Source organism: Streptomyces sp. NBC_01390, assembly GCF_045040105.1.
Classification (GTDB): Bacteria; Actinomycetota; Actinomycetes; order Streptomycetales; family Streptomycetaceae; genus Streptomyces.
The window spans coordinates 886,553-911,967 of the sequence record NZ_CP109551.1; the positions used below are offsets into that span (position 1 = coordinate 886,553).

General features: G+C 67.3%; 22 protein-coding genes and 3 pseudogenes. 8 read left to right on the forward strand and 17 right to left on the reverse strand.

Going from position 1 to position 25,415, the window contains the following annotated elements; translation table 11 throughout:
* Positions 1-378: 378 nt before the first annotated feature.
* The 3 genes from OG241_RS03815 (at position 379) to OG241_RS03825 (ending at position 3,391) form a co-directional block, all read left to right on the forward strand.
* Entirely contained in the window at positions 379-1,995 is a 1,617-nt protein-coding gene (locus OG241_RS03815; RefSeq protein ID WP_405813660.1) for a class I adenylate-forming enzyme family protein, read from the forward strand.
* A 167-nt stretch (positions 1,996-2,162) separates the two neighbouring features.
* Positions 2,163-2,780, forward strand: coding sequence for a transposase family protein (locus tag OG241_RS03820; RefSeq protein ID WP_405813661.1), 618 nt, complete (start codon positions 2,163-2,165; stop codon positions 2,778-2,780).
* Entirely contained in the window at positions 2,669-3,391 is a 723-nt protein-coding gene (locus OG241_RS03825) for a transposase (RefSeq protein ID WP_405826035.1), read from the forward strand. The genes OG241_RS03820 and OG241_RS03825 overlap by 112 nt, the downstream gene beginning before the upstream one ends.
* A gap of 221 nt (positions 3,392-3,612) precedes the next feature.
* Here OG241_RS03825 and OG241_RS03830 read toward each other — a convergent pair whose 3' ends face one another.
* The 3 genes from OG241_RS03830 to OG241_RS03840 form a co-directional block, all read right to left on the reverse strand.
* Positions 3,613-3,876, reverse strand: a complete 264-nt coding sequence (locus OG241_RS03830; RefSeq protein WP_405813662.1) for a hypothetical protein — start codon at positions 3,874-3,876, stop codon at positions 3,613-3,615.
* A gap of 255 nt (positions 3,877-4,131) precedes the next feature.
* Positions 4,132-4,563, reverse strand: a complete 432-nt coding sequence (locus tag OG241_RS03835; RefSeq protein ID WP_266531832.1) for a MaoC/PaaZ C-terminal domain-containing protein — start codon at positions 4,561-4,563, stop codon at positions 4,132-4,134.
* Positions 4,560-4,991 carry a MaoC family dehydratase N-terminal domain-containing protein gene (locus tag OG241_RS03840; RefSeq protein ID WP_405813663.1) on the reverse strand — a complete coding sequence of 144 codons (432 nt, stop codon included), beginning with the start codon at positions 4,989-4,991 and terminating at the stop codon, positions 4,560-4,562. Before OG241_RS03840 ends, OG241_RS03835 begins: the two co-directional genes overlap by 4 nt.
* A 56-nt stretch (positions 4,992-5,047) precedes the next feature.
* Between OG241_RS03840 and OG241_RS03845 the strand changes: the two genes are divergently transcribed.
* The 3 genes from OG241_RS03845 to OG241_RS03855 all read left to right on the forward strand — a co-directional run bounded on the left by OG241_RS03845 (position 5,048) and on the right by OG241_RS03855 (position 7,335).
* Positions 5,048-5,893, forward strand: a complete 846-nt coding sequence (locus OG241_RS03845; RefSeq protein ID WP_405813664.1) for an enoyl-CoA hydratase/isomerase family protein — start codon at positions 5,048-5,050, stop codon at positions 5,891-5,893.
* Between the two features lie 13 nt (positions 5,894-5,906).
* Positions 5,907-6,320, forward strand: coding sequence for an OB-fold domain-containing protein (locus OG241_RS03850; RefSeq protein WP_327690667.1), 414 nt, complete (start codon positions 5,907-5,909; stop codon positions 6,318-6,320).
* A gap of 94 nt (positions 6,321-6,414) precedes the next feature.
* Positions 6,415-7,335, forward strand: coding sequence for an SDR family NAD(P)-dependent oxidoreductase (locus tag OG241_RS03855; RefSeq protein ID WP_327690668.1), 921 nt, complete (start codon positions 6,415-6,417; stop codon positions 7,333-7,335).
* A 639-nt stretch (positions 7,336-7,974) separates the two neighbouring features.
* Here OG241_RS03855 and OG241_RS03860 read toward each other — a convergent pair.
* Positions 7,975-8,373, reverse strand: coding sequence for a hypothetical protein (locus tag OG241_RS03860; RefSeq protein WP_405813665.1), 399 nt, complete (start codon positions 8,371-8,373; stop codon positions 7,975-7,977).
* A gap of 287 nt (positions 8,374-8,660) precedes the next feature.
* Positions 8,661-10,199 (reverse strand): class I adenylate-forming enzyme family protein, encoded by a 1,539-nt coding sequence (locus tag OG241_RS03865; RefSeq protein WP_405813666.1) that lies wholly within the window; start codon positions 10,197-10,199, stop codon positions 8,661-8,663.
* A gap of 380 nt (positions 10,200-10,579) precedes the next feature.
* On the opposite strand from OG241_RS03865, the gene OG241_RS03870 reads away from it, so the two are divergent.
* Positions 10,580-11,827, forward strand: coding sequence for a winged helix-turn-helix domain-containing protein (locus OG241_RS03870; RefSeq protein WP_405813667.1), 1,248 nt, complete (start codon positions 10,580-10,582; stop codon positions 11,825-11,827).
* Positions 11,828-12,250: 423 nt separating this feature from the next.
* Here the strand turns inward: OG241_RS03870 and OG241_RS03875 are convergent, their stop codons facing one another.
* The 8 genes and pseudogenes from OG241_RS03875 to OG241_RS03910 form a co-directional block, all read right to left on the reverse strand.
* Entirely contained in the window at positions 12,251-13,879 is a 1,629-nt protein-coding gene (locus OG241_RS03875) for an FAD-dependent monooxygenase (RefSeq protein ID WP_405813668.1), read from the reverse strand.
* A 12-nt stretch (positions 13,880-13,891) separates the two neighbouring features.
* Positions 13,892-14,053, reverse strand: a complete 162-nt coding sequence (locus OG241_RS03880) for a hypothetical protein (protein WP_266586793.1) — start codon at positions 14,051-14,053, stop codon at positions 13,892-13,894.
* Positions 14,004-14,945, reverse strand: a pseudogene (locus OG241_RS03885) (CaiB/BaiF CoA transferase family protein); the annotation flags it as partial. The gene OG241_RS03880 and the pseudogene OG241_RS03885, both read right to left, overlap by 50 nt.
* An 85-nt stretch (positions 14,946-15,030) precedes the next feature.
* Positions 15,031-15,567 (reverse strand): annotated as a pseudogene (locus tag OG241_RS03890) (hydroxymethylglutaryl-CoA lyase); the annotation flags it as partial.
* Positions 15,568-15,585: 18 nt separating this feature from the next.
* Positions 15,586-16,578 carry an MDR family oxidoreductase gene (locus tag OG241_RS03895; RefSeq protein ID WP_327690673.1) on the reverse strand — a complete coding sequence of 331 codons (993 nt, stop codon included), beginning with the start codon at positions 16,576-16,578 and terminating at the stop codon, positions 15,586-15,588.
* 11 nt (positions 16,579-16,589) lie between these two features.
* Positions 16,590-17,804: an alpha/beta fold hydrolase gene (locus tag OG241_RS03900; protein WP_405813669.1), complete on the reverse strand. Its 1,215-nt coding sequence runs from the start codon at positions 17,802-17,804 to the stop codon at positions 16,590-16,592.
* The gene (locus OG241_RS03905) at positions 17,801-18,691 is read right to left on the reverse strand and encodes an enoyl-CoA hydratase/isomerase family protein (protein WP_266531849.1); all 891 of its coding nucleotides are present in this window, start codon (positions 18,689-18,691) and stop codon (positions 17,801-17,803) included. Before OG241_RS03905 ends, OG241_RS03900 begins: the two co-directional genes overlap by 4 nt.
* The gene (locus OG241_RS03910; protein WP_266531850.1) at positions 18,688-19,875 is read right to left on the reverse strand and encodes a CaiB/BaiF CoA-transferase family protein; all 1,188 of its coding nucleotides are present in this window, start codon (positions 19,873-19,875) and stop codon (positions 18,688-18,690) included. Before OG241_RS03910 ends, OG241_RS03905 begins: the two co-directional genes overlap by 4 nt.
* A gap of 135 nt (positions 19,876-20,010) precedes the next feature.
* On the opposite strand from OG241_RS03910, the gene OG241_RS03915 reads away from it, so the two are divergent.
* Positions 20,011-21,534, forward strand: coding sequence for an AMP-binding protein (locus OG241_RS03915; protein ID WP_405813670.1), 1,524 nt, complete (start codon positions 20,011-20,013; stop codon positions 21,532-21,534).
* 63 nt (positions 21,535-21,597) lie between these two features.
* Here OG241_RS03915 and OG241_RS03920 read toward each other — a convergent pair.
* The 4 genes and pseudogenes from OG241_RS03920 to OG241_RS03935 all read right to left on the reverse strand — a co-directional run bounded on the left by OG241_RS03920 (position 21,598) and on the right by OG241_RS03935 (position 25,404).
* A pseudogene (locus OG241_RS03920) lies at positions 21,598-22,060 on the reverse strand (transposase family protein).
* Between the two features lie 127 nt (positions 22,061-22,187).
* On the reverse strand, positions 22,188-22,796 hold the full coding sequence (locus OG241_RS03925) for a VOC family protein (RefSeq protein WP_266531590.1): 609 nt from the start codon (positions 22,794-22,796) through the stop codon (positions 22,188-22,190).
* A 389-nt stretch (positions 22,797-23,185) separates the two neighbouring features.
* On the reverse strand, positions 23,186-23,965 hold the full coding sequence (locus tag OG241_RS03930; RefSeq protein WP_405813671.1) for an enoyl-CoA hydratase/isomerase family protein: 780 nt from the start codon (positions 23,963-23,965) through the stop codon (positions 23,186-23,188).
* 275 nt (positions 23,966-24,240) lie between these two features.
* Positions 24,241-25,404 (reverse strand): CdaR family transcriptional regulator, encoded by a 1,164-nt coding sequence (locus tag OG241_RS03935; RefSeq protein ID WP_266531586.1) that lies wholly within the window; start codon positions 25,402-25,404, stop codon positions 24,241-24,243.
* Between the last annotated feature and the right edge of the window lie 11 nt (positions 25,405-25,415).

Genomic DNA, 25,415 nt, shown 5'->3' on the forward strand with positions numbered 1-25,415 from the left:
GAGTGCTGGATGCCCTTGCCGCAAAGCCCGGAACCGGCCGCAGTCACTGGCTCGCCGACTCTCGACCCCCTCTCGGTCCTCGCGGAGCAAGTGGCAGAGATCAACGTGGCCTGTGTCGCCGCTGGTTAGCACCCGACCGAGGTGATGACTCGACTCGCCGAGTACGGCGGCGCAGGGTTCACACGTGGCTGCCGATCGAGCCGGTGAGCCGCTCGGTCGCCGGCTTCGAACGTGACCTGACCACCATCGCCTACTCGCAAGGAGCCGGACGTCCCGGGAGGCGACCCACATCGGTTCCAAGATCTGACATCCTGCCTACTGCACTGGAACTACTTCCCCACGACACTGCCGGACGACATTCGAAAGGCCGACGCAGACATGAGGGCAGGGCGTTCAGCAGGAACTCAGACGCAGGGAACATCCGAAGCTCTGCCGGCGACGGACGGACAATGGTCGCCGACGCTGTGGGAGTCACTCGTCCACCGTGCGGATCTTGATCCAGGCTCAACACTCGTGTCGGATGAGCACGGCAGGACCCTCAGCGCCGGGGCTTTCGCCGACGAGGCCGAACGCGTCGCAGCCTGGCTGTACGCACGAGGTGTTCGCGAGGGCAGCGTCGTCTCGTGGCAACTACCGACCACGATCAACGCGCTCCTGGTCTCGGTAGCACTCTCGCGCCTCGGTGCCGTCCAAAACCCGCTGGTCACAACGCTGCGCGAACCGGACGTCGAGTTCATGGTTCAGCAGGCGGGTTCTGCCCTCCTTCTGGTGCCAGAAAGCCAGCCACGGTACGACCATGCGTCGATGGCACGTCGGCTCGAGGGCAGGGTGCCGGGTCTCCAAGCGCTGGTACTCGAATCAGCGCTTCCCCATGGCTCCTCCGCCCCGCTTCCCCGCGCCCGCGGGGCGGCTCCTGACGACGTGCGCTGGCTCTACTACACGTCAGGCACCACGGCGGTCCCGAAGGGAGCCCGCCACCGCGACAGCGACCTCGTCGCCGCCGCGCGAACGTTCTGCGCAGCCGTGTCGCCTGGTCCGAACGACGTCATCTCCTCCATCGCACCGGTCGCCCACATCGGGGGATTGGTGTTCTTCCTCGGCGCGGTACGGTCGGGGGCTCACCTGGTGGTCACCGAGAGCTTCGCGCCCCTCGAGACCGCTCGGCATCTTACGGCCGCCGGTACCACTCTGTGCTGTTCCGGTCTTCCATTCGTCCAGGGCTTCCTGGAGGTCCAGCGGCAGAATTCAGAGACCCGCTTCTTCCCCGGCCTGAGGGCTTTCCTGATCGGAGGCGCCCCCCGCGCCAAGGCCCTGCACGAGCAGGTGATGGAGACGTTCGGAGCCAAGATCGTCTCTGGCTATGGCATGACCGAGATGCCCTTGATCAGCATGGCAACCCTCGACGACAGCCTCGCGCACCTTGCGGTCGCTGACGGCCGACCCAGTGGCGTCTGTCTCAAGATCACCACGCCAGACGGCGCCCCCGTGCCACCAGGAGAGTCGGGCGAGGTCCGCGTTCGCGGAAACTCGCTGATGGCTGGCTACGTCGACGCGAACCTCGATTCGGAGGCCTTCGACGAGGATGGCTACTTCCGCACCGGCGACCTGGCACGCATCGACGACGAAGGCTTCCTCATCGTCACCGGACGTCTCAAGGACATCATCATCAGGAACATGGAGAACATCTCGGCGCGCGAACTCGAGCTGGCCCTCACCGAGCACCCTGCCGTCCGGGAGGTCGCCGTCATCGGCCTCCCGGACGACAAGACCGGCGAACGCGTCTGCGCGGTCATCGTACCGACCGGCGAGCCGCCCTCCCTCCAGTCGCTGTGCGACTTCCTGGACGGGCGCGGCGTGAACCGGCGGAAGTTCCCGGTCCAGCTCGAGACGGCCGCCGAACTACCGGTGAACTCCCTTGGAAAGCTGATGAAGAAGGAGATCAAAGACGCAGTGCTCCACCGCACCGAGGCAATCCCGCAAGCAGGAACTGTCTGATGCGATACGAGACCATGCTGTTCGAAGTTGCCGCGAGCATCGCCACGATCACGCCAGGGCGGTTGCAAGTTCCGGGGTCGTGCGGCTGATCGGGTTGTGACCGGTTGGGGCGCATAGCAGAGCAGGCACGGGCTTCGTGATCATTGTGGTGTCTAAGCCCGATGATCATGAGGTGGCCCGTGCCTGCTGCTGCATCCTCTCCCATCCCTGCCGTGCTGGTGAAACTGGGGCCGCTGGACACCGGCCGGATTGCCGACCTGCGCCCGTACTTCGATTCCGTGCCCCACCCGCGCGCCCGCCGGGGCCGGTGGTACTCATTCACAGCGATCCTGCTGGTGTGTGCGTGCGCGGCCGTCTCGGGAGCGAGGAGCATCGATGAACTCGCCGAGTGGGGCCAGCGTGCTTCGAACGCAGTCCTGACAGTGATCGGGATCCGCCGCCACCTGCTCAGATGGCGGCGCGCTCCGGCGTCGGCCACGATCGGCCGTGTGCTGGGGGCTGTCGACGGTGACGCCCTGGACCGGGCGGTCGGCGCCTACTCGGCCGACCGGCACCGGGCCGCCACCCAACCCGCCCAGGCGCCGTCGCCCTCCGCGTCCGGGCGCTCGCGCGCGATCGCCGTCGACGCAAAGCACTCAAGGGATCAGCCCGTCTCACCGCGACGCGCCGGCATCTGCTCTCTGCGGTCACCCACGGCACCCTCGTGCCCCTCGCCCAGGTGGAGGTCGGCGCGAAGACGAACGAAACCACGCACTTCCGGCCGCTGCTGGCACCGCCGGACCTGACCGGCACCGTCGTCACCTTCGACGCCCTGCACTCGGTCAAGGCGAACATCTCCTGGCTGGTGGAAACCAAGAAGGCCCACTACATCGCCGTGATCAAGACCAACCAGCCCACCGCCTACACCCAACTCGCCGCTCTGCCCTGGCAGTCCATCGCAGTCCAGCACACCGCCTCCGGGACCGGACACGGACGCCGCGAGTCCCGCTCGGTCAAGACCTGCGGTATCGCCGACGAACTCGACGGAATCGCCTTTCCCCACGCCCGCCTGGCCATCCGCGTCCACCGCCGCCGCAAGCCCACCGGCAAGCGCGAGACCCGTGAGAGTGTCTACGCCGTCACCAGCGAACTCCTCGCACCACATCAGGGACGTCACCTTCGCCGAGGAGGCCTCCACCGTCCACGCCGGGACCGCACCACGGGCCCTGGCTACCCTCCGCAACCTCGCCATCGGCGTGCTGAAAACCCTCGGCGCCGACAACATCGCCAAGACCACCCGGGCGATACGCGACGAGCCCCACCGAGCACTCCCCATCCTGGGCATCACCAACGATCCGGACAGCTACGGAGCTTGATCAAGCCCTGCGATCACGCTCAACCGGCTCGAACGGCTTAACCGGCAGATGACCTTGGACATGACCGCTGCCTGGGCGGAGGTCCGAGGAGACAAAGACATCCACGCGGTCGTGCCGGGCGGCTGGCGGCCGAGCGTTCTGCACCGTTCTCGACCCCGATGAAGGACCGGGGTGGTTGGACGAGCCGATCTTCAACCAGATGGACCCCGGTCAGTGGCTCGGGCCACGCGCCCAACTTCTGGAAGCGTGTTGTCGTCGCCTTTCACGGCATGGCCGCAGGCGGCCGGATGTACTTCGTCAATGAATCCGACATCGTCATCGCCTCGGAGGGGGCGACCTTCTTCGACCCGCGTGCCGGCGTCGGCATCGTCTCGACACCGGAGCCGATCGGCAGGCTGCATCGCGCCCGCCGGGCGACGTGCTGCGCTGCGCCCCCGTCGGCAACGACGAACGGATCAGGGCCAGAACGGCCACGGGTCTGGGACTGGTCAGCGAGGTGTTCGCCCGTGAGGGACCTCGGGTCCATGCCGAGACGCTGGCAGGGACAATCGCCACACGCCGGTCGGACGCGGTGCAGGGAACCATCAAGGCGATCTGGGAAGCGCTCGACGTGCCTGCCGGCGTGGCCAAGCAGCACGGCATGACGTATGCCCAGCTTGGCAATGGGACCGAGCCGCCTGGTACGGCTGCAGGCCGGGCACCGTCACAGACGCTGCGCTTGGGCGAGCGAGGCGGGGGACGCGGCGCCGCCCGGTCCGGATGGCGCCGCGTCCGCCGTAGGTCAGCTTGTGGACGCCGCGGACTCCGGCACGAACAGGTCCGCGGAGCCTTCGAGAGCTGTCTCGCCCGACTGACGACGAAGCCGAAGCTCAACGGTAACGGCGCTACCTCCCTCGACCGCGGCGACCGCGACGACCTCCCCCGAGCATTCCAGGAGATCACCAGGCCAGACCAACTCTCGGAACCGGACCCCGAATCGCCGAATCCAGGCCGGCTCGAACCAATCAGAGAGGAAGGAGCCCAGGAGCGCGGCGGAGTTCATGCCCTGCGAGAACACGGTCGGGTAGCCGGCCTGCTGGGCGAAATCCTTGTCGTAGTGCATCGGATTGAGGTCTCCTGATGCTGCCGAGTAGCGCACGATCGTCTCCGACGTGATGGGGCCGTAGGTACGTGGCTCGGCACGCTGACCGACTTCCGGTGTGGCGACGTTCATGCGTGCTCCCCCTTCGGCGCTGTACCGATGTAGGTCGCGCTCATCTCCGCGACAAGCCTTCCCGAATGGTCGTGGAACTCGGTCGTCACGGTGACGAACTCCATCGTGCCGCCGCGGCGGCCCTGCTTCTGGTAACGCTCGGTGAGCTGCTCCCGGGCGGTGAGGGTGTGGCCGACCCGGGGAGGTTCCCCGTGGAAACGGAACTCCTGCCCGCCGTGCAGGAGCCGGGCCCTCGGGATGCCATGGTCGATCCGGTTCTCCTTCGTGGACCAACGGTGCGACGTCACCAGGAAGGTCGGCGGAACAACCGGGGCAGCTCCCGCAAAAGCGGGGTTTCCCGACTCCATGGCCTGGACGAACGCTCGCACCGCCCCGAGCTCTATAGGGAACTCAAATGACGGTGGCGTCAGATGCGGGGCCTCAGTCACGCGGTTTCTCCCTCATTGGTTGCCTAGTAAGTGACGGTGATGCCAGAATAGCTGACATGAACGACGACCAGACAGTGGACACCCAGGCCGATGTGGTTGACGAAGAGGCAACGCACGCTTCGATCCGTTCGGAGCTGTCGGATGGGATCCTGACCATCACCCTCGACCGGGCCGCCAAGGGCAACGCGTTGCGACCGTCGGACCGGCGGCAGGTCATCGCGCTACTCCAGAGGGCACACGAGACCGCCGCCGTGCGGTGCGTCGTCCTGCGTGCCGCGGGGCGGCACTTCTGCACCGGTGCGGACGTCACCGGCCTCCGCCGAACAGACGCCGAGATGGTTGTCGGGGAGGTCAGCAGGCGAATCATGGGCGGCGCCCAGCAGCTGATCGCTGCCGTCTTGGACTGCGACAAGCCAGTGATCGCTGTCGTCCAGGGTGCGGCGGCGGGGATGGGAGCTCACCTGGCCCTCGCGGCGGATTTCGTGATCGCCACGGAGGAAGCGGTCTTCATCGAGTCGTTCGTTCTGCGCGGCATCACGGTCGACGCGGCCGGCGCCTACCTGCTCACTCGTCACCTCGGCATGCGCAAGGCCAAGGAACTGGCCCTGCTCGGCGACCGTCTTCCGGCCGAGGACGCGTTGCGGCTCGGACTAGTCAATTGGGTCGTGTCCGGTGACGATTTGGCATCCACGGTCTCCGCACTGGCCACCAGGTTGGCCGCAGCCCCCACCACCGCACTCGCGCTGACCAAACGCCTCTTCAACGTCGCCCTCGATCAGGATCGAGCGTCCTCCTTCGCCTTCGAGGGTCTGATGCAGGAGGCACAGAGCCACTCCATCGACTCCACGGAGGGCGTGGCCGCATTTCTGGAGAATCGCGCGCCCGTTTTCCGTGGCGTGTGAGAAAGGATCTCTCGTGACTCGTGCCGACCGCCGGGACCTGCCCACCGTAGAGCCGGACACACAGCCGTACTGGGACGCGATCCGCGATCGTGGCGTCCTACTCATCGCCCACTGCACGGACTGCGACCGGGTACACCACTACCCGCGTCCCTTCTGCCCGTTTTGCTGGAGCTGCGCCGTCGAGCCTCGTCCTGCCAGCGGCCGCGCCTCGCTATACACGTTCTCCACGGTCTATGTCAACGACTTGCCGCCGTTCGCCGATCGCGTTCCGTACGTAGCCGCCCTCGTCGAGCTCGAGGAGGGGCCCCGGTTGATGACCACCATCGTGGACTGCGCTCCAGAGGACCTCCACATCGGGATGGCTCTGACCGTCCGGGCCGAGCCGCTCGACGAGACATTGTCGGCTCCGGTCTTCGTACCTGCCTGAGTCCGCGCTGTCCTCACCACATCACCGGCACGCCGGCGACCGCACCGGCCGTGTCACCACAAGGTGACAAGACAAGAAGGAGAATCACCACCTCATGCCTGGACTGTTGGATGGCAAGGTCGCCATCGTCACGGGAGCCGCGCACGGTATCGGCCGGGGTCATGCCCTGGAACTGGCCAAGCAAGGAGCGGCCGTCGTCGTCAACGACCTCGGGACGACGATCTCCGGCGACGGATCCGGCCGCGACGCCGACGTTGTCGTCGACATCATCCGGTCACGCGGTGGACGAGCCATCGCGGACTACGGCGATGTCGGCGACGAGGACCAGGTGGAGGCACTGGTCGATCGGGCTTGGACGGAGTACGGGCGCGTGGACATCCTCGTGAACAACGCCGGCATCGTGCGGGATCGAGCCATCTGGAACATGCCGGTCACCGATTTCGACCTGGTGATGCGCGTGCACGTCCGCGGAACGTGGCTGGCGTGCCGTTCGGTCGCCCGCCGATGGCGCACGACCGCCAAAGCCTCCACGGGTACGACGTACGGCCGCATCATCAACACGGTCTCCGGTGCCGGGCTCCTGGGCCACTTCGGTCAGTCGAACTACGCGACCGCCAAGTCGGCGATCGCAGGCCTGACGCTCACCCTCAGTCTGGAACTGGCAAGCATCGGAGTGACCGTCAATGCGATCGGGCCCGGTGGCCTTACCCGTCTCTCCGCGTCCGGCAAGGATGATGTCGTCCCCGAGCCGGACGAACGTCCCGAGGACTCCTTCGATCCCCTGGACGCCTCCCTTTGCTCCCCTGTCGTCGCGTGGCTCGCGAGCGAGCAGGCCAGCCAAATCTCCGGACAGGTCATCCGAGCAATCGGCGACAAGATCTATCTCATGGGCGGATGGACCGAGGACGCGGTCGCCTGCAGCAACGAGCAGCGCTGGGATGCCACCAGACTCGGTGAGGTATTCGGCACCGAGATCTTCGGGACACGAGCGCGTGGACTCCGGCTGGGCGGCTGACCGCGCGGTGGGAGAAGGTCCGTGACCGGAGGTGGTGCGGCCTGCTGACCACCGGTCGGTAAGACACGGCTCGTTCTCCCCCGACGGAGGTCCGGTCGACGAATTCGCTCAACCGTGGGCTTCCATGGAACAGGGCGGACAAACTGCCTACGCAGCATCAACTTCACCGATTGCAAGGCCGCTTGCTGCGACCTCGCACCCGATCCCGGCTGCGGTCAGGTGCCGGTACAGGTACGAAGCCGGTCGGCCGGTCTCGTAGGCCACCACCACCGCGCCTGGCAGGTCGCTGACCCAGTAACTCAGCTGCGAGAACGCCACGCCGGAGCGGATGTGGTCGCCGCCGGCCGCATGATGCAGGCGTCGCTGGAGCAGGTCGCCAACTGTGCCTGGTGCAGGAGGTCTTCGCTGGCGCAAGCTCGCGATCTGGGTCGCCGCCGCGGAACAGGCCCTGAGCATGGACGACGTGTGGGAAGGGCTGTGCCTGTTCCTGGAAACCATGTGCGAACTCCAGGCCCGCGACCGGGGCCTCAACGACTTCGCCTCGATCCGGCTGCCTGAGAACGTCTGCCTGGCCAGCCAGCAGACCCGGATCCATGACCCGGCGTGCGCATCGTCGAACGCGCGCGAGAGCAGGGCCGCCTACGACCCGACCTGGTACCCGAGGACCTCGCCTTCGTCATCTGGTCCCACAGCCGGATCATCGAGGCGCCCGACGGGATCGCCCGCACGCATGGCGCCGCCACCTGTACCTGATGCTCGACGGCTTCCGCGCCGAGCGCGCCCACCGACGCCGCACCCGAGACGTGGCGTCGGCTCGTCGCCTGCCTCATCCATCGCCTGGTAGGTGAATTGGTCGAAGAGCGCGTCGTAGGCCATCGTGTCGACCACCATTGTGTAGCAGTACTTGAAGCCGGTCCCGGACTTCGACAGCAGGTGCGGGGCCTGGCTCATCGACTGCATGCCGCCGACAGCGACGACATCATGCTCCCGGACACGGATCATCTGGTCGGCGGTGGCGATCGCCTTCACCCTGGCCACGCAACCTTGATGAGTGTCACCGCCGGCATCATCATCGCGTTACCACCCTTGACGGCGACCGTCGAGCGGTGTTCTGCCCGCATCCGGCCTGGATGACGTGCCGACGACGACGTAGTCGACCTGGTCCCCGCCTATCCTGGCCTTCTCCCGCCGGTTCACGATTCCACCCAGATCGGTGGCGGGCTCGAGCCGGACAGACCGCGGAGCAGCCGACCCGTCGCGTGCGGGCATCCGCGACGATGACCACTGTGGGTGCTTCGACTCTTACTACTTGCTCCTCCTGTCGATCAGCGGCCCACGCCGGCGGCAGATACCGGGGCGGTCTCGGTGGTCACGGAGGCCTTCGCCAACTCGCGCAGCGCGCTCCGATTGATCTTGTGCATCGCGTTCGCCGGCAGCTCCTGGATAACATGCAGAACGTCCGGCGCCTTGTAGTCGGCCAGGTTTCGTCGTACGAACTCCCGCAACTCATCCAAGGTGACCGTCTCACCGGGTACCGGCACCACGAAGGCAACACCAATCTCACCGATAGTCGGCGCCGGAGCAGCGACGATGCTGACATTGGCGACTTTCGGGTGGGTGACCAACAGGCTCTCCACCTCGGCGGGATAGACGTTGTAGCCGCCGCGGATGTACATGTCGCTGGAGCGGCCGGTGAGCACGAGGTTGCCGTCGGCATCGAGATAGCCGAGATCGCCCGTCAGCAGCCAGCCCTCGGAGTCGAATGCCTTCGCCGTCCGTGCCGGGTCGTTCCAGTAGCCGCGCATCACGCAGGCCCCACGGATGCGGACCATGCCGACTTCCCCCTCGTCGGCCAGCACGGAAACCTCCATGCCGACTTGGGGGCGGCCCACGGTGCGGAATTGCACCTCCGGCGGGTCCTCAGGTCGGGTGCCGGCGATGCTCGGGCTCTCCGTCATCGCATAGCGGACCACGAGCGGGCAGCCGAGGACCTCCTTGACCCGCTCCACCAACTCGGGTCGTGCGGGAGCGGTCGCGCTGAGCCCCACGCGGACGGAGCCGAGGTCGAGCTCGTCGATGCCGGGAAACTGAACAAGCTTCTCCCACTGGGTCGGTACGGCGCCGATCACCGTGACTCTCTCCTCGACGATCTGCCGCAGCATGGAGTCCACCGACCATGGCATCACGCCAATGATCACGGTCGTCAGGTGGTGGATCTGGTCCCACAGGCGCGCCATGTAGCCGGCGTGCGGGAATGGTGTGGGAACCAGTCTGCGGTCACCGGGTGTGCTCATCGGTCCGGCAGCGTCGGAGACGGCCTTGAGGTTGCGGTGGTCAAGGTAGGGGCCCTTGGGGTTCCCGGTCGTACCACTGGTCCACATGATCACGACCGGGTCCGCGGGGTTGCACTGGCCACGCGGCGGGTCGACCGCCACGCGAGCGTAGATCCCCGCCAGCTCGGAGCGAAGGAGGGACCGCGGCTCGCCGGGCAGCGGCGGGGTGGCCAGCGTGCCATCACGCACCACCAGCCGTGGCAAGCATGTCTGGGCGATCGCCTCCATCTCCTGGGGCCCGAGCCGAGTGTTGAGTGCGGTGGTGACAGCACCGAGCTTCGCGATCGCCGCGAACACGACGGCGAAGTCACACGAGTTGGGCATCACGAGCGCCACGACGTCGCCCCGGCCGACACCGCGTCGGCGGAGCTCCTCCGCCACCAGGTCGGAGCGGAGGTGCCACTCTGCAAAGCTCATCCGATCGTCGGGACCGACGTACGCGTCGCGCTCCCCCTGTTGGGCGGCCGCCGCCGCCAACAGATGGTCGACGGTGTCGAACTCGCCGCTCACCACGAGGGTTTCATGCTGCATGAACTTCCTCTCCGAACGAAGTTATCGAGCCGCGCTCCTCCCCTCGGCACTGTAGGACGGGCGCCCGGGCGCGAGAAGCCTCGCCAGCAGTTCGGCATCCCCCCTACATGTACGAAGAATGCCGGTCGGTGCTCAACCCACAGACCGAGACGCCGGTTGCTCGGACCACCGGCTCAGCCGGTCGTCTCCGACCTGCAGATCCTTGTACACGCTGTCAGATATGGCCATACTGGCTATGGCGCACGCCACTCACCGTCGAGTTCGCGGAGGCTTCAGTGCACAACGACCGGCGTACCAATTCGCGCCCTGCGCCCCCGCTGGGCCCGACCGTGCCCACTAGATCGTCTGCGCCAAATGGCGGCCACCGCGGAACGGCCCTCGTGGTCGCGGACACAGAGCTCGGCGCCGCGGCCACATCCAGCGCCTTGGCTGCCATCGGCTGGAAGTGCGTGTGCACCACCGACCTGGACCGGGCATCGTGGCTGGTCTTGGTGCGCAACTTCGGACTCCTCTTCGTCGCCGGCACCTCGGATCCGTGGACGATCGGCACCGTGTCGCTTCTGAGGCCGCTCTCCCGGGCTCCCATGGTCGCGCTGTCGTCGCCTGGCACACAGTCCGAGCCCACTTTGCTCAACGCCGGAGCAGACCTGGTCCTGGAGCAGGGCTACTCCGGCGATCTGTTGCGAGCCGGCACCGACGCGCTCCTGCGCCGAGCCATCCCGAACCAGGCCGAGCTGCGGTTCCTGGAGAGCCCGGGCCTCCGGGTCGACCTGCTGGCTCGCAGAGCCACGGTTGACGGCCAGCAGGTCAGCCTTACCCCCACCGAGTTCGACCTGCTTCGCGTGCTGATGGGCCAGCCCTTCGTCGCGATCCGGCACCACGAGATCCTCAAGGAGGTCTGGGACTGGAAGCACACAGACGACCGCAACGCCCTGCGCCTGCAGATCAACCGACTGCGCAAGAAGCTGGAGGCCTCCGGTGAGCGTCGCTACATCCGCGCGGCGCGCGGCATCGGGTACAGCTTCGACCAGCACGTCACGGAACTGGCCGCCCATCAGAAGAAGGGCTCCGGCGTGGAGGACAGCAACTACGTGGCGACCTGGGAAGATCGTCTGAGCACGCTCATCCAGTCGCTCTTCGCCACCCACAGCCGGCTTGAGGCATGCCGGGCCCTCGTTGACCTCGCGGCCGGCGACAGCCTGTGTGACGGTGCGGCCGTGTTCGCCCGGCGCCCGGGCTCGAACTTGCTGGATCTGGTCGCGCAGGCCGGGATGCCGGAGGAGTGGCAGACCTCGGTAGCGGCAGGCGTGCCGCTAGACGGCGGATACCTCTCGGCCGACACCTTCAACACCCGGGCGATCCGGCGAGTCGTCGACATCACAAAGTTCAAGCGCCGTTATCCGGCGACGGTAAAGCTGACGCGCTTGGCCGAAACCGAAGTACCCTCGATCCTCTCGATTCCCCTGGCCGATGCCCATGGCACCTGGGGCCAGGTCGGCTTCGTCAGACGCTCCGACAGCCCCTTCACGCCTTTGCAGTGCATAGTGCTGGAGGCAGCCGGAGCCGTTCTCAGCGGCCTGTTTCCACGCCACCTGGGCGAGCCGGACGGCACGCTCGCCGCCATCTGACGCTGTCACCGGGATCATTGGACCCAGTGATCCACGGGTCACGCCAGGAAGAAGTCGGCAGTCCCGGTGATCACGACTCGCCGGTGTGCTGCCTCGCTGCAGTTCTACGGTGGCCAGGCCGCCCTCGGCCCCTCCTCGACGGCAACGACGGTTCCCGAGCAGTTGAGGGTGTCGCCGTAGAAGACCTGAGAGCGGAACCGAACGCCGAAGCGGTGCACGGTCGCGGCACCGAGTAGGCCGGTTGCGTAAGTCGCCGGCAAGGCGCCTGGAGCATCCCGTGGGCGATCACCGTCGGATACCCGGCGCTGCGGGCGAAGTCCTTGTGGTGTAGAGATCCAGACCTGAGCGGACGAGGGCGTCCACAGCAGCGCGACGATGCCTTGGACATGATCGACGCCTTCGTCCACTGGGGCGTACTGATCCTCAGGCATGGCCGGTGACCGTCAGCAGCAGGTCGCGGGGGTCGGGCAACTCGTCGCCGCGCCAGGTCACCATGCCGTCGGGGCGCACCAGCACCCACGGTCGATCGTAGGCTGCGGCGACGGTCGGCTCACTGACTCGGACGACCGTGAGCGGAACGCCGAGACCCGCTGCGGCTGCCTCCGCGCGACCGATGTCGGCCGACGCGGGCTCGTCGCCGAGAACGAGCAACGTGAAGGCGTCACGGTCGAGCAGGTCGATGGTGGCGGTGCCATCGGCGAACCGCACGAACGGGGCACGGTGCCCCGGGCGAGCGGTCTGCACGTAGACGCTGGCATCGTCCGGAGTCGGAGGCGTCCCGTCACCGACGACGATCGGCGACTCGTCGTACCGATAGCCCATCGCCACCCCGAAGGAGTGCCACTCGGGCTGCAGGCGGGCGTTCATCTGGTCCCCCAGCGCCCGGCGCTGCTTCTCCCCCTCGGGCGAGTCCTCGAAGAGCCGGTCCCACTTGGCTTCCTCGACCCACGCGCCGTAGTTGCGACTGGAGAAGTTGCCGTTGCGGATCGCCACCGGCCGACGCTCGGCGTTGTAGGCGTCGATCAGCGATCTGCCACCCCAGCCCTCGATGAGCGCCTGGAGCATCCACGCCAGGTCGCTGACGTCGCCGAGACCGGTATTGAGGCCGTGTCCGCCGGTGGGCGAAGTGGTATGGGCGGCGTCACCGGCAAGGAACAGCCGTCCTTGCGCGAAGCGCTCGGCCGTGTAGTGGCTGCGGCGCCACGGCATCACGCGGTGCAGAATCCAGTCGCCCTCGTCGGTGCCAAGGGCACGGCGCATGGCTGCGTCGTAGTCGTTGCTGTCGGGCTGCTGGCGCTCGGTGAAGCCGACGAGCGTCATCCGCCATAGCTTCCGGCCGTCGACCGATGTGATGTTGGCCCAGGTCTTCCCGTCCTCGCCGACAAACATGAAGCGCTCGGCCCGGCCGTGAGGGTGCAGGTCCTCGAGCGCCTCGAACTCGATCATCGCGCTCACCGAGTAGTCGAGATCGTTGCCCTCGAAGGCGATGCCCGCTGCGCGGCGGACGTTGCTGCCGGCGCCGTCGCATCCGACGATGTACTTCGAGCGGACCGTTAGGTGCTCGCCGTCGGGGCCCTCGACGACCGACGTGACGCCATCGGCGTCCTCGGACATCGAGCGCCAGACAGCGCCGTAGAGGACCTGTGTCATGCCTAGGTCCTTGACCTTGCCGGCCATCAGCGGGTCGAAAACGTACTGCGGGCAGCGCGCGGGGATCTCCCTCGTCTCGGGAAACGGTATGCGATCCTTCGCCGAGGGCAGCGGGTCGCGGCCGAGCACGAAGCCGTTGAGCGCGGTGACGTAGAGCGTGTCCCGGGGGTAGTCGAGCGGGAACCCGGCGTTGATGATGTCGTCGGCGACGCCCATCTTCCGGAAGTACTCGACGGTCCGCTCGTTGAAGGTCCCTGCCTTGGCGAGTAGCTCGAGTCCGGTCCCGGCGTCGGCCTCGACGAGGACGCACGGGACGCCCCGGAGCCCGAGGTCGTAGGCGAGGGTGAGGCCGACGGGCCCCCCGCCGACGATTATCACGGCGGTGTCGATGCGCTTGCTCATGACGGCTCCTCGCTAGATGATCGCGTCGGTCCGCAGCGCCTCGACCTCGTCGTCGCTGAGGCCCAGCAGGTCGCGGTAGACGGCGGTGTTGTGTTCGCCGAGCTCCGGACCGAGGGCCCGGACGCATCGGGAATTCGCCGAGCACTTCGTGTTTGAGCCGGACGATCGACTCACGTGCCTTGAAGTGCGGGTCCTCCAGCATGTCCTTGGCGCGGTAGATGAGTCCGGCGGGGACACCAGCCTCGTGGAGCGCGTCGAGGAGGTGACCGGATTCCTGCGGACTGCTCCAAGCGGAGATGATCCGGTCCAGCTCCTCGGAGTTGGCACCGCGCGCGTCATGGGTGGCGAACCTCGGGTCCGCGGCAAGCTCGGGCTGGCCCATCACCTCGGTAAGCCGCTGAAAGACCGTGTCGCGGTTGCCGGCCAGCACCGACCCTTCGAGCGCCGGGTAGACGTTGCTCGGCGCGACGCCCGGGAGGATCGAGCCAGTCCGCTCGCGCTGGTAGCCGCCGACCTCCCAGTCGGGAACGAGCGCCTCCATCATCGCAAACACGGACTCGTAGAGGGATGCGTCGACGACCTGCCCGCGGCCGGTGTTCTGCCGGTGGTGGAGCGCGACGAGCGTGCCAAGGGCCGCGAAGGTGCCAGCGAGTTCGTCCCCGATCGAGACGCTCACTCGGGCCGGTGGCGTCACCGGGTCGCCGGTCACGTACCGGAATCCGCCCATTGCCTCGCCAACGACGCCGAAGCCGGCGCGGGGTGCGTAGGGGCCCGTTTGGCCGTATCCCGTCACGCGGGTGACGACGAGGCCACGGTTGACCTTCCAGAGCTCCTCGGGGCTCAGGCCCCACCGCTCCAGGGTGCCGGGCCGGAAGTTCTCGACGAGCACATCCGCCTGCGCGACGAGTTTGCGCACGATCTCCTGGCCTTGGGCGCTGCGCAGGTTGAGCGTGATGGACTTCTTGTTGCGCCCGATGATCGGCCAGTGCAGCGACAAGCCCTGAGGCTTGACCCGACCCCAGCCGCGCATCGCGTCGCCCTCGCCAGGTGCCTCGACTTTGATCACCTCGGCACCAAAGTCGCCAAGGAGCGCGGACCTGGGCCGGTACGCCGACTCCGATCGATTCGGCCAGGGAGATCTCCACCGCGCCGCCGTCGTACGCCTCTCCCGCGAGGCGGGCGACCAGCTCGGGGTCGGCCTCGCCCTCGAAAGGGCAGCCGAACGCGGCTGCGATCGCGACGGAAAGCGGAACGGCGCCGTTGGCCTCGGCGACGATCTGGCGCCAGCGCCCGACCATCTGCCCGATGGTGGCGCCCTGGTTGCGCTGGCTGAGGGTCTCGCTCGCGACAAGAACGACGTTCACCTCGTCCATTCCGGTCTCGATGGCGCGCGTGAGTCCACGGGGGTTGAGGACCAGGCCGCTGTAACTAACACCGGGCACCCGCTCAGTTCGCGCCATGGCCTCCTCGGCGGCCGCCATCTGCGGAACTGCCTTGGAGCTGACGAAGCTCACCGACTCGACCCGGCGAAGACCCGCCGCGGTGCTGCGGCGAATCAACTCGGCCTTGTCCTCCGGTGACAGCGGCGCCTTCTCGTTCTGGAGCCCATCGCGAGGTCCGACCTCGACGATCTCGACGCGCATCCCCCGCCCCTCTCGCTGTGTCACCGACGGTTCGCGTGCGGCCATGTCTCGAACCTGTAATCGTCAAGCCGTGACGTCGATGACGACGCGACCCTGGACCTGGCCCTGCAGGATCTGCGGCGCCAGTGACGGAAGCGCCGACATCGGCTCAACCCGGGACAACGATGCGAGCACATCGGGCTTGAGGTCGCGCGCCAAACGGCTCCAAGCAGCCTTACGCTTCGCCTGGGGGGCCATCACGGAGTCGACGCCGAGCAGCGCAACCCCGCGCAAGATGTGGGGCAGCACGGTCGCGCCGACTAGGTCACTGCCACCGGCCAGCCCGCAGGCGGCAGCGGCGCCGCCGTAAACGGTCTGCGACAGCGCGTTGACGAGGGTGACACCGCCGACGGTGTCGACTACCCCGGACCAGCACTCCTTCTGCAGCGGGCGCCCGGGCTCGAGGAGCTTGTTGCGGTCCACGATCGTCCCGGCTCCCAGCTCCGTGAGGAACTCGTGCGCGGAGGGGCGCCCGGTCGAGGCCGCCACGGGCACTCCGACCGCGGTAAGGAGTGCGACCGCGACCGACCCTACGCCTCCGGCCGCGCCGGTGACGAGCACATCGCCACCGGCCAGTGCGCCCCAGGCATCCAGTGCGTCGACGCACAGGGCTGAGGTGTAGCCGGCTGTGCCGATCGCCATCGCATCAAGGGTGCTGAACGGCTCGGGGATCTCGACGAGCCACTCGCTCTTGACCCGCTGATAGCGAGTGTAGCCACCGGACTCGGTCTCCGACATGCCCCAGCCGTTGACGACGACCTTGGCGCCGACCCTCCACTGGGCATTTGTGGTCTCCACGATGGTGCCGGCCAGGTCGGCGCCGGCGATCAGGGGCGTGCGCCGCGCAATCTTCTGGGCGCCGGAGACGTTGAGGCCGTCCTTGAAGTTGAGCGAGGAGTACTCGACCTCGATCAGGGTGTCGTAGTCGGGCAGGTCGGCGAGGCTGAGCCGGCGGAAGTCGCACACCCGCTTCCCGTCGGTCTCGTCGACGACCAGTGCGGTGAAGGGTTCGTTCATTGCGGCGCCTTTCAGCGAAGTCGGGTGGGGGACGGAGGACTGAGGCCGAGCAGGCCGCGCTTGGCGACGAACTCGAGGGTCAGCTCGGTTGTCTGCTTGAGCAGTTCGGGGGTGCCCGCGTAGTAGTGGTCGGCTCCCTTGACGACCTTGTACTCCTTGTCGGTGCTGGCGACCGCCTCGAAGACCTCATGGACGTGGGCCGCCGGGGCGCAGTCGTCGGCGCTGTTCTCGATGGTGAGGAACGGCACCGTGACGTCCTCGGCACACACCTCGGCCCTGGCGCGGGTGTCGTCGATGGACCACTGCGACAGCCACGAGCGCAGCGTGCAGAACCGCGCGACGCCGACCGGTCCAGTGTTGACCGTCTCGGGATCACCGGAGTAACACCACTCCGGCCGACGGTCGTTGGGCTCCAGGGTCGGGTCGAGCCAGCGCGGGTCGGCCTCGGTCCGGTGGACGACGAAGGCACCCTCGATCTCCTTGCCGCCGCGGTTCTCGAGCATCTCGAGGCGCTCACGCACGGTCGCCGTGATACGGCGCATCCGGGACAGCTGGGCGGCACGGTACTCCGCGACGAAGTCTGCGCTGTAGGGCCGACTGGCCAGGTTCTCGGGCCGGTAGAGGTCCAGATGCGGGTCGCGGTCCTCGGGGTTGAGCTCATCGCGCACCGAGGCGTCGAGGGACTCCAGCAGCACCCGCGCCCGGGAGGCGTGCGCGGCCTGGAAGACCACAGCGTCGGCGGGTATGAGCCCGGCACCGACGACATCGACCGGGTCGCCGTACGGCGTATCCACGATCGTGGGATTCTCGGCCTGCGACTGGTAGAGCATCGACAAGGAGCCACCACCGCTCCACCCGACGAGCACCACCTTCTCGTAGCCGAGCTGTTCCTTGGCGTAGCGGATCCAGGCGCCGAAGTCGAGCAGCGTTTTCTCGAAGATCAGGGCCGAGTCGTTCTTGAAATATCGGGTGCGTCCGCACAGCACGTGCACACCGGACTCGGCCAGGCTCCGCGGCACGGGCAGCGCATCCATCGGGGTGACCGGATGCATGAAGAAGAAGACGGTCTTCGAGGTGCCGGTGCGCGGCTTGAGCAACACGCCCTCGACATGGACCATGCCCTGGCTGCCGGCGTAGCCGTACACCTCGTTGAAGGAGCGTTGCTCGGGGTAGTCGAGAGCGATGTACTGGTACTGCAAGTCCCCTTGGAGAACGTCGAGGATCACTGGTCTTCCTTCATGCTCGTCGGAGTCGGCAGCCAGCTCCCGGTGAACTGGGAGTCGCGGGCCGCCTTGAGTCCGGTCACGCCCTCCGTGGCCAGAATGTCGGCGAAGCGCCGGCCATCAGGAGCTTCGGCGTAGCGGGCGTTCGAGACGGTCACCACGTCGCGGGTACGCCCGGCCGCGCGGCCGTCGGTACGCCCCATGGCATCCGCGGTGGCGTTGACCGCGGCCTTGTTGAGGATCGCCGCTTCCCGGGGCGTCGCCGCGATCCGTGCGGCGAGGTCACCCGCCCGGACCGACAGCGCGTCGGGTGCGACCACGGCCAGGACGAGCCCGATCCGTTCGGCCACGGAGGCGTCGATCAGCTCTCCGGTGAGGATCAGGAACTTCGCCCACGCCGGCCCGATCAGCGGCACCAGCTCAGTGGCGCCCGGGTGGCCGATACGGCCCTCCACGAGACCGAAGCGGGCGTCCTCGGCCGCGACGACGAGGTCGAACTGGGCAAGCAGGCCCAGGCCCGCCCCCAGGCACAGGCCGTGCACGGCCGCGACGATCGGCCTGCGGACGGCTCGGATGCCGGCGTGGAACCGGTCGACCTCCGCAACCATCTCCGTGACGTCGTACGGTCTGTCGGTCGGCGGCGCCCCGGTCAGGTCACCGCCGGCACAGAACGCCCGGCCCTCCGCGCTCACGAGGATCGCCCCGACGGACGCGTCGGCGTCGGCACGCTGCAGGGCGGCAAGGATCTCGGCCCGGCTGCCGTCCGGGCCGAAGCCCAGGACGTTGAGCTTGTCGGGCCGGTTGAGGCGGACGTGCGCGACCCCGTCCTCGACGTGATACGCGACATGGGCGTAGCCGGAGTCGCTCTCAGAGCTGGCCAGGGCACTCACCGCCCGCCTTCCCTCTTGATCTTCGCGGCGTCGTCCTTGCCATAGCCCAGCTCGACGAGGACGTCCACGGTGTGCTCGCCCAGCTGCGGCGCGTGCCGGCGGAGGCCCGGAGGCGTCTTGGACCAGCCGACCGGACCGCGCACCGTGCGCAGCGGGCCCTCCGTGGGGTGCTCCGTCGTCTGGAAGAAGCCGACCGCGTTCAGGTGCGGGTCGTCGAAAATCGATTCCAGGGTGTGCAGCGGCGTGGCCGGGATATCGGCCTTCTCGAACACCCCCAGCCACTCAGCGGTGGTCCTCGCGGCCAGCTGCTCGCGCACGAAGGCGTACGTGTGATCGGCGTGGGTGGTGCGAACGCCGAAGTCGGCGAAGTACGGGTCATCCAGAAGGTCCGGCCGCCCGACGAGCTCTCCGAAGGACCGCCAGTGGTTGTCGGTGTAGATGATCGCGCATACGTAGCCGTCAGCCGTCTGGTAGGGGCGCCGTTCGGCGGTGAGTGTGCGCGGGTATCCGGGCGGACCCATGGGCGGCTCGAAGGCCATGCCGCCCATGTGGTCGCCGAGCACGAACTGGGCCATCGACTCGAACATCGGCACTTCGATGTGCTGGGCCTCCCCGCTCCGCTCGCGGTGGAACAGGGCGGTCACGATGGCGTGCGCAGCGTACAGACCCGTACCGCGGTCGTTGAACGAAGTGGGCACATAGCCGGGCTCCGGCGAGCCTGTGCGGGCCAGCAGGGAGGGCACGGCGGTGAGGCCCTGGATGAGGTCCTCGTACGCTGGTCGGCCGGCATAGGGGCCGCCCTCGCCGAAACCGACGAGACTGACCGAGATGAGTTTGGGGTTGAGCTCGGCGAGGTCCTCGGGCCCCAGGCCGAGCCGGGCCATCGCCTGCGGGCGCACCGAATACATGAACACGTCGGCGCCGGCGAGGAGGTCGCGCATCGCCTCCATGTGCCGCTCGATCTTGAGGTCGAGCACGACACTGCGCTTGTTCCGGTTGAGCTGCAGGAATGTGCAGCCCATCTCGGGGTTCTGCATCGGCGGAATACTCCGTGTCGTGTCACCAGCCGGTGACTCGACCTTGATGACGTCAGCACCGTGGTCGCCGAGCAGCTGGCTCGCCATCGGCCCCATCACCGTGGCGCTCATGTCGACGACGCGGATACCTGCCAGTGCAGACTCCACCTGCTCCTCCAAATTCATGCCGCTCCCAGGCGGGACGTCCTCAGGCTAGGTGCGAATAGATGTCGATTGGGTGTCCGAGCGAGCGGTCCCGAAGTGGCATCCATTCGACAGGCACATCGGCCTACGGTTCCCCTTATGACAATGGCTCACGGTCACCGGACACTCGGCTCGGTGCTCAAGGAATTCGCCCACCTGCAGCCCAACGCGCCCTTCCTCGCTTACGAGCGAGGTCCCGGGCTGGTCGAGACCACCACGTGGGGGCAGATGGCCGCGCGGGCGCTTTCCTCCGCCGAGCTGCTGTCCTCGCACGGCGTGCGGGCCGGCGACAAGGTAGGCGTCCACCTGACGAATTGTCCCGAATTCTACGACGTGTGGTTCGGCGCCGCGCTCCTTGGCGCAGCCGTCGTGCCCACCAATCCACTGCTCACCGCCGACGAACTGCGCTACGTGGTCGACCACGCGGGATGCGAAGTCGTCGTGACCCAGGCCGACTTGGCCGACACAACCCGCGCCGCCGGCGCCCGGACGATCATCGACGTCGAGCACGCGTGGCACGTCAGCGACACCTTCGCCGACTGGGACTCAGTCGACCTCCGTCGCACCGACGGCGGCACGCTCGCGGCCATCATGTACACCTCCGGCACTACCAGCCGCCCAAAGGGTGTCATGGTGACCCACGCGGCGTACCTGAACGCCGGAGACGTCGTCGCCGGTCACTTGCGGCTGCGTCGTTACGACCGCAACCTCATCGTCCTGCCGCTCTTCCACGGCAACGCGCAGTACTACTCGACCATGTCGGCCTTCGTCTCCGGAGCCTCTGTGGCGCTCACCCCCCGGTTCAGTGCCAGCCGATGGTCGGAGCAGGCGCTGGCCACCGGAGCGACGGTCGCCAGCCTTTTCGCCGCTCCGATCCGGATGCTGCTCGCTCAGTCGGTCTCCGATGCCGACCACATGCACCAGATGCGCGTCGTGATCTTCGCGCAGAACGTCTCCGCCGCCCAGGTCACGGAGTTCCAGAAGCGGTTCGGGGTCGATCTGCTTCAGCTCTACGGCATGACCGAGACGGTCTTCCCGCCCTTGATGAACCCGCTGCTCGGCACGCGGAACTCCCAGGCGATGGGCAGGCCGGTCGCCGGCGCACGCATTCGTCTGGTGGACGACCAGGGCAACGACGTCCCGCTCGGCACTCCCGGGCAGTTGCTCGTCGGCGCCAATCCCGGATGCGACGTGATGACCGGCTACCTCGCCAACCCGGAGGCCACCGCGTCGACGCTCGTCGACGGATGGCTGCACACCGGAGACGTGGCCGCCATGGACTCCGACGGGTTCGTCATCTTCGTGGACCGGGCGAAGGACATGATCAAGCGGGCCGGCGAGAACGTCGCCTGCAGCGAGGTCGAGGCGGTGATCGGTCAGCACCCCGCCGTCTTCGAGTCCGCCGCTGTCGGTGTTCCCGACGAGATGCGCGACGAGGCGCTGGTCGCGTTCGTCGTGCTCTGCCAGGGCGCAGAGGCGACCCCGGACGAGATCCTCGACTTCTGCCGCGAGCGGCTCGCGAAGTTCAAGGTCCCCGACAGCGTCAAACTGGTCCGCGAGCTGCCGCGCACGCCCGTCGGCAAGATCCAGAAGCACCGGCTGAAGGGGAGCCTGCCGGCCTGACGGGCCGCACGGCTGAGGCAAGCAGAAGCGGGGCCCGCGGTGGCCCCTCTTCATTGAGCCTCTTCAGCGCTGCCGCTCCAGAGTGAGGATGGCCTTGGCGATTGACGTCATCCGGTTGGGGCTGCATCGGGATCTTCGGAAGATCCGCCAGGACTTCAATCGTGCGATGCCGCGTTCGACCGGTGCCCGTGCTGCGGACAGCGCGCGGTTGAGGGTCTTCTCGGTGAGGGTGAGTTCCTGCAGGGGTTTGCGCTTGATGCCTGTGGTCAATCAGAGGCCGGCACCCTGATAGGCGAGGTCGGCCAGTATGGGGACGCCTTGGCGCTCGCAGATGCGGATGATGCGGTGGGTACGGGCAGCGATCTTCGCCAGGGTGGTGTGCTCGCGCAGGTACACCAGTGCCACCATCGCGCGCTGGGACGGGCGGAGCTTGCAGCGCCGGTCACCCTCGTGGGTGACGATGAACGTCATCACCCACTTCCACAAGGGCATGGGGCAGGTCGAGTGCGGCAGCATAGATGACCAACGAGGCCCCCGGGCAGCGTGGTTGAGACGTCAGACATCTCGTTCAACAGCCCGGGGGCCTCGCTCGTTGCGCTTCGTGGACCGTCACCTGATCGGAGGCCAAGCCGAAGAAGCTCATTCGGCGGATCTCAGGCCGGGGTGTTGTCGTGCGATTCGTTCCGGTAGACCTGAATGAACTTCATCACCGCCTCGGCGACGTCCTCGTTCCGCTCCGCCGCCTTGTGCTTTACCTCGATCCAGGCCTTCAGCTCCCGCTGGGCCACGGCAGCGTTGTCGTTCCACTTGGGGTCGAGGGGCGTGGTGATCTCCAGGCGCAGGTCGTTGACCGGGTCACGGAAGTAGACGCTGTAGACGATCCCGTGGTCGATCGGGCCGACCGTGGAGATGCCGTTGGCGTTCAGCCACTCCTTCCAGGCTTCGACGCGCTCCTTGCTGTCGACCTGCAGCGCCAGATGGTCGAAGATGTCGTACGCGGGGTGGCCCTTGGGGTTGGCCTTGGGCAAGCCCGGCGCCTCGAAGAAGGCGATCGTCGAGCCGTCGCCTTGGCGGAAGAAGATGTGGAAGTAGGGGAAGTCATCGCCGGTGCTGGGCACCTTGTCGCCGATCACGCTGTCGACCAACGGCATTCCCATGATCTTCTCGTAGAACTCCACCGTCGCCTCGACGTCGTGGGTCACGTACGCCTGGTGGCTGAGCATGTCGGGCTGGCCCGGGTGTTGAAGGCTCGTGTTGGGCATCACATGGCCCTTTCTCCGGAGAATGTCCTTGCGACTCCACACTCACACCCTGGACGTGTCACAAGGATGTCACTTGCCCGAGGCCTGAGCGATCCGGCTGCCACCTGCAGCAGGTCGTGAGCCAGCTGCCGGTCTGGGCGGCCCGACGACCAGCAACGAAAGCGGCGAGAACCAAGGAATCCCGAGTGAACACCCGGACAGCGAGGTCCGGCGGACCATCGCGACCTCCACGCCTCACCCGACGACGACCCGGATCACGCGGCCAAGGTGCGCGCCTACGCATACACGCTGTCTTCGGGTACCTCACACCCCACGAGACACGTCAGCGGTTCCGGAACGGCCAGACGCTCGCAGCGCAGAAGAAGGGTGTCCAGGATCGCGGGGAAACTTCACGGCCGCAAGGACTCGGACTGGATCAGCATCGTCTGCGCGAGACGATCGATGTCCCGGGCCGTTCGCCGATCCACCTCGGACGCCGCGTCGATCGCAAGCTTGGCCAGACCGAGCGCCTCGGCCGGCAACGCAGCCAGCTTGCGTGCGAACTCGTCAACATCGCGGTCGAAGGTCTCGGACGGGTACACGGCATGCACCAGTCCGATGTCCGTCGCAGCGGAGGCATCCACCAAGGCGTCCGTCATGACCAGCCACTTGGCCCAGTGGGTTCCGAGCAACCGCGTCAGCCGGCTTATCCCGCCGGAGCCTGGAATCATCGCCAGCTTTGCTACTTCCGGCAGACGGAAACTGGCTGCCTCCGACGCCAGCCGGAAGTCACACGACACCGCCATTTCGACGCCGATGCCCATGCAGGGCCCGTTGGCAGCCAGGATCACCGGCTTCTCGACCATCTCCAGCCGGTCGAACAGGTCGTGCCGAGCGTCTGCCCGGTACCTGCGCCGAAAGTCGTATCCGCTCCGCGAGGCGTCGCCGCCTGGATCCACCGTCGCGCCGACCGTCAAGATGTCGATACCGGCGGTGAAGTACCGGCCGCGGCCGCGGATGACCAGGACTCTGAGGTCTGCGCGCTGTTCGAGCTGAATGACGGCAGCGTCGAGCGCATCGAACATCGCCGGCGTGATGGCGTTCAGCTTGGCGTCACGACAGAACGTCACATTAATAATTCTTTCGGACTCCGAAACCTCGACGTCCGACGATGAGCTGTCATCCACCACTGCCTGCACTCCTTCGTACGGGTGCCCTGCACCACTGGGGTCTCAGGCACTTCACACGTGCTCGGACAGGGAGGATCGAGCTCGATTGTCCCTGGCCGGCGCTGCGACGAGCGCCGGACGCATCGCAGTTCGGCGCCCTCAGGAATCGCCTACTCCCCCTTCAGGTCTCCCAATGAGTATGCCGTAAGTCTTACGGTATAACTATCGGGATTGGGCGCGCCCGCATACCGACGCGACGAACTGGTTCGGCACTCGCGCCGTAGCCGTGGCTGACCTTATGGTCGGCGGGCCTCCTGAGCAGCGATCCACGACTGGAGAAGTGTCGGTGCCGATCGGGGGTCGAGTCCCGTCAGGTCCCGCCACCGGCCCAAGCGGTAAGTGAGCGTGTTCGCGTGCATGTTGAGCGCCTTCGCCGTGGCCGCCAACGAGAGCGAGTTCTCCCAGTGAGCGATGACGGCATCGGCGAGGTGGGGGTGCTCGCGAGCGACCGCGACGAGGTCGGCCACGAGGGGCACGAGGCGGTCGCGGTGCGCCGCGACACACGCGAGAACCCAGTTGTCCGAGAAGTCACTGACCCGCCGCGGCGCGGTGGCAGCGTCCAACGCCAGCCGTGCGTCTTCAAGACTCGCGGCGGCGCCGTCCAGTCCCTGGCGGAGCATCCCGATGCCCCACCGGCCCTCCCGATGACTTTCCGCGTAGGCGCGAACAGCGGTCGACGATGATTCGTCGGCGAGTACGACGAGGTGAGCTCCTCGCGCGGCACAGATGATCTGGGCACCGAGTCCGGTGATGCTGCGTTGCAGCTCGAAGGACACCTCGGCGTTAGATCGTGGCGGCGCCCACACGAGCACCTGCCAGCTCGCGGTGGCCGGCATGCGCAGCGTCTCCGCGATGGCGCGGACTTCGTCGTCGACCACACCATTGGTGAGCCTCTCGACGAGGCGGTGGATCAGGGTGATTCTGTGCCCTTGGAGGCTCTGCGTCACCTCGGAGTGGGCCGCTGTGAGTGCTGACGAGAGCACGTGCAGCGAATCCATCATCCGGCTGGCGAGCCGTGGCAGCTCGGGGGCGCTCGCTTCGTCGGAAGCGCGCACGAGAGCATTCCAGACCTCGCTGTCACCGATGTGATAGGCGTCGATCAGGCTTGAGATCTGTACGTGCTGCCGCGCGCGAGCCCTCGCTAGCCGTGCGGCGGACTCAAGGTCCGCAGTTTCAGGTGGTCGGTCGTACCGCACCGCCTCGAGGCGACGGCGGAGCTGCTCGTGAACAGCCTCCCAGTGCTCGTTTTCCGCGACAACAAGGTATTCGGGCAGCTCGTGTCGGATCCGTCTAACCGCCTTGGAGACCACCGCGTCCAGGTCGTCCCGCACTCGGGAGCACAGCGCCTGCACCTCCGCCCGGGAACCGGAGTCAAAATGGGGAATCTCACCAACCTGCATGCCGAAACAAT

Coding starts and splice junctions, on each gene's coding strand:
- OG241_RS03815 (WP_405813660.1), top strand. CDS start 379: ATGAGGGCAGGGCGTTCAGCAGGAACTCAGACGCAGGGAACATCCGAA.
- OG241_RS03820 (WP_405813661.1), top strand. CDS start 2,163: ATGAGGTGGCCCGTGCCTGCTGCTGCATCCTCTCCCATCCCTGCCGTG.
- OG241_RS03830 (WP_405813662.1), bottom strand. CDS start 3,876: ATGGACCCGAGGTCCCTCACGGGCGAACACCTCGCTGACCAGTCCCAG.
- OG241_RS03835 (WP_266531832.1), bottom strand. CDS start 4,563: ATGAACGTCGCCACACCGGAAGTCGGTCAGCGTGCCGAGCCACGTACC.
- OG241_RS03845 (WP_405813664.1), top strand. CDS start 5,048: ATGAACGACGACCAGACAGTGGACACCCAGGCCGATGTGGTTGACGAA.
- OG241_RS03855 (WP_327690668.1), top strand. CDS start 6,415: ATGCCTGGACTGTTGGATGGCAAGGTCGCCATCGTCACGGGAGCCGCG.
- OG241_RS03865 (WP_405813666.1), bottom strand. CDS start 10,199: ATGCAGCATGAAACCCTCGTGGTGAGCGGCGAGTTCGACACCGTCGAC.
- OG241_RS03875 (WP_405813668.1), bottom strand. CDS start 13,879: ATGAGCAAGCGCATCGACACCGCCGTGATAATCGTCGGCGGGGGGCCC.
- OG241_RS03895 (WP_327690673.1), bottom strand. CDS start 16,578: ATGAACGAACCCTTCACCGCACTGGTCGTCGACGAGACCGACGGGAAG.
- OG241_RS03915 (WP_405813670.1), top strand. CDS start 20,011: ATGACAATGGCTCACGGTCACCGGACACTCGGCTCGGTGCTCAAGGAA.
- OG241_RS03925 (WP_266531590.1), bottom strand. CDS start 22,796: ATGCCCAACACGAGCCTTCAACACCCGGGCCAGCCCGACATGCTCAGC.
- OG241_RS03935 (WP_266531586.1), bottom strand. CDS start 25,404: ATGCAGGTTGGTGAGATTCCCCATTTTGACTCCGGTTCCCGGGCGGAG.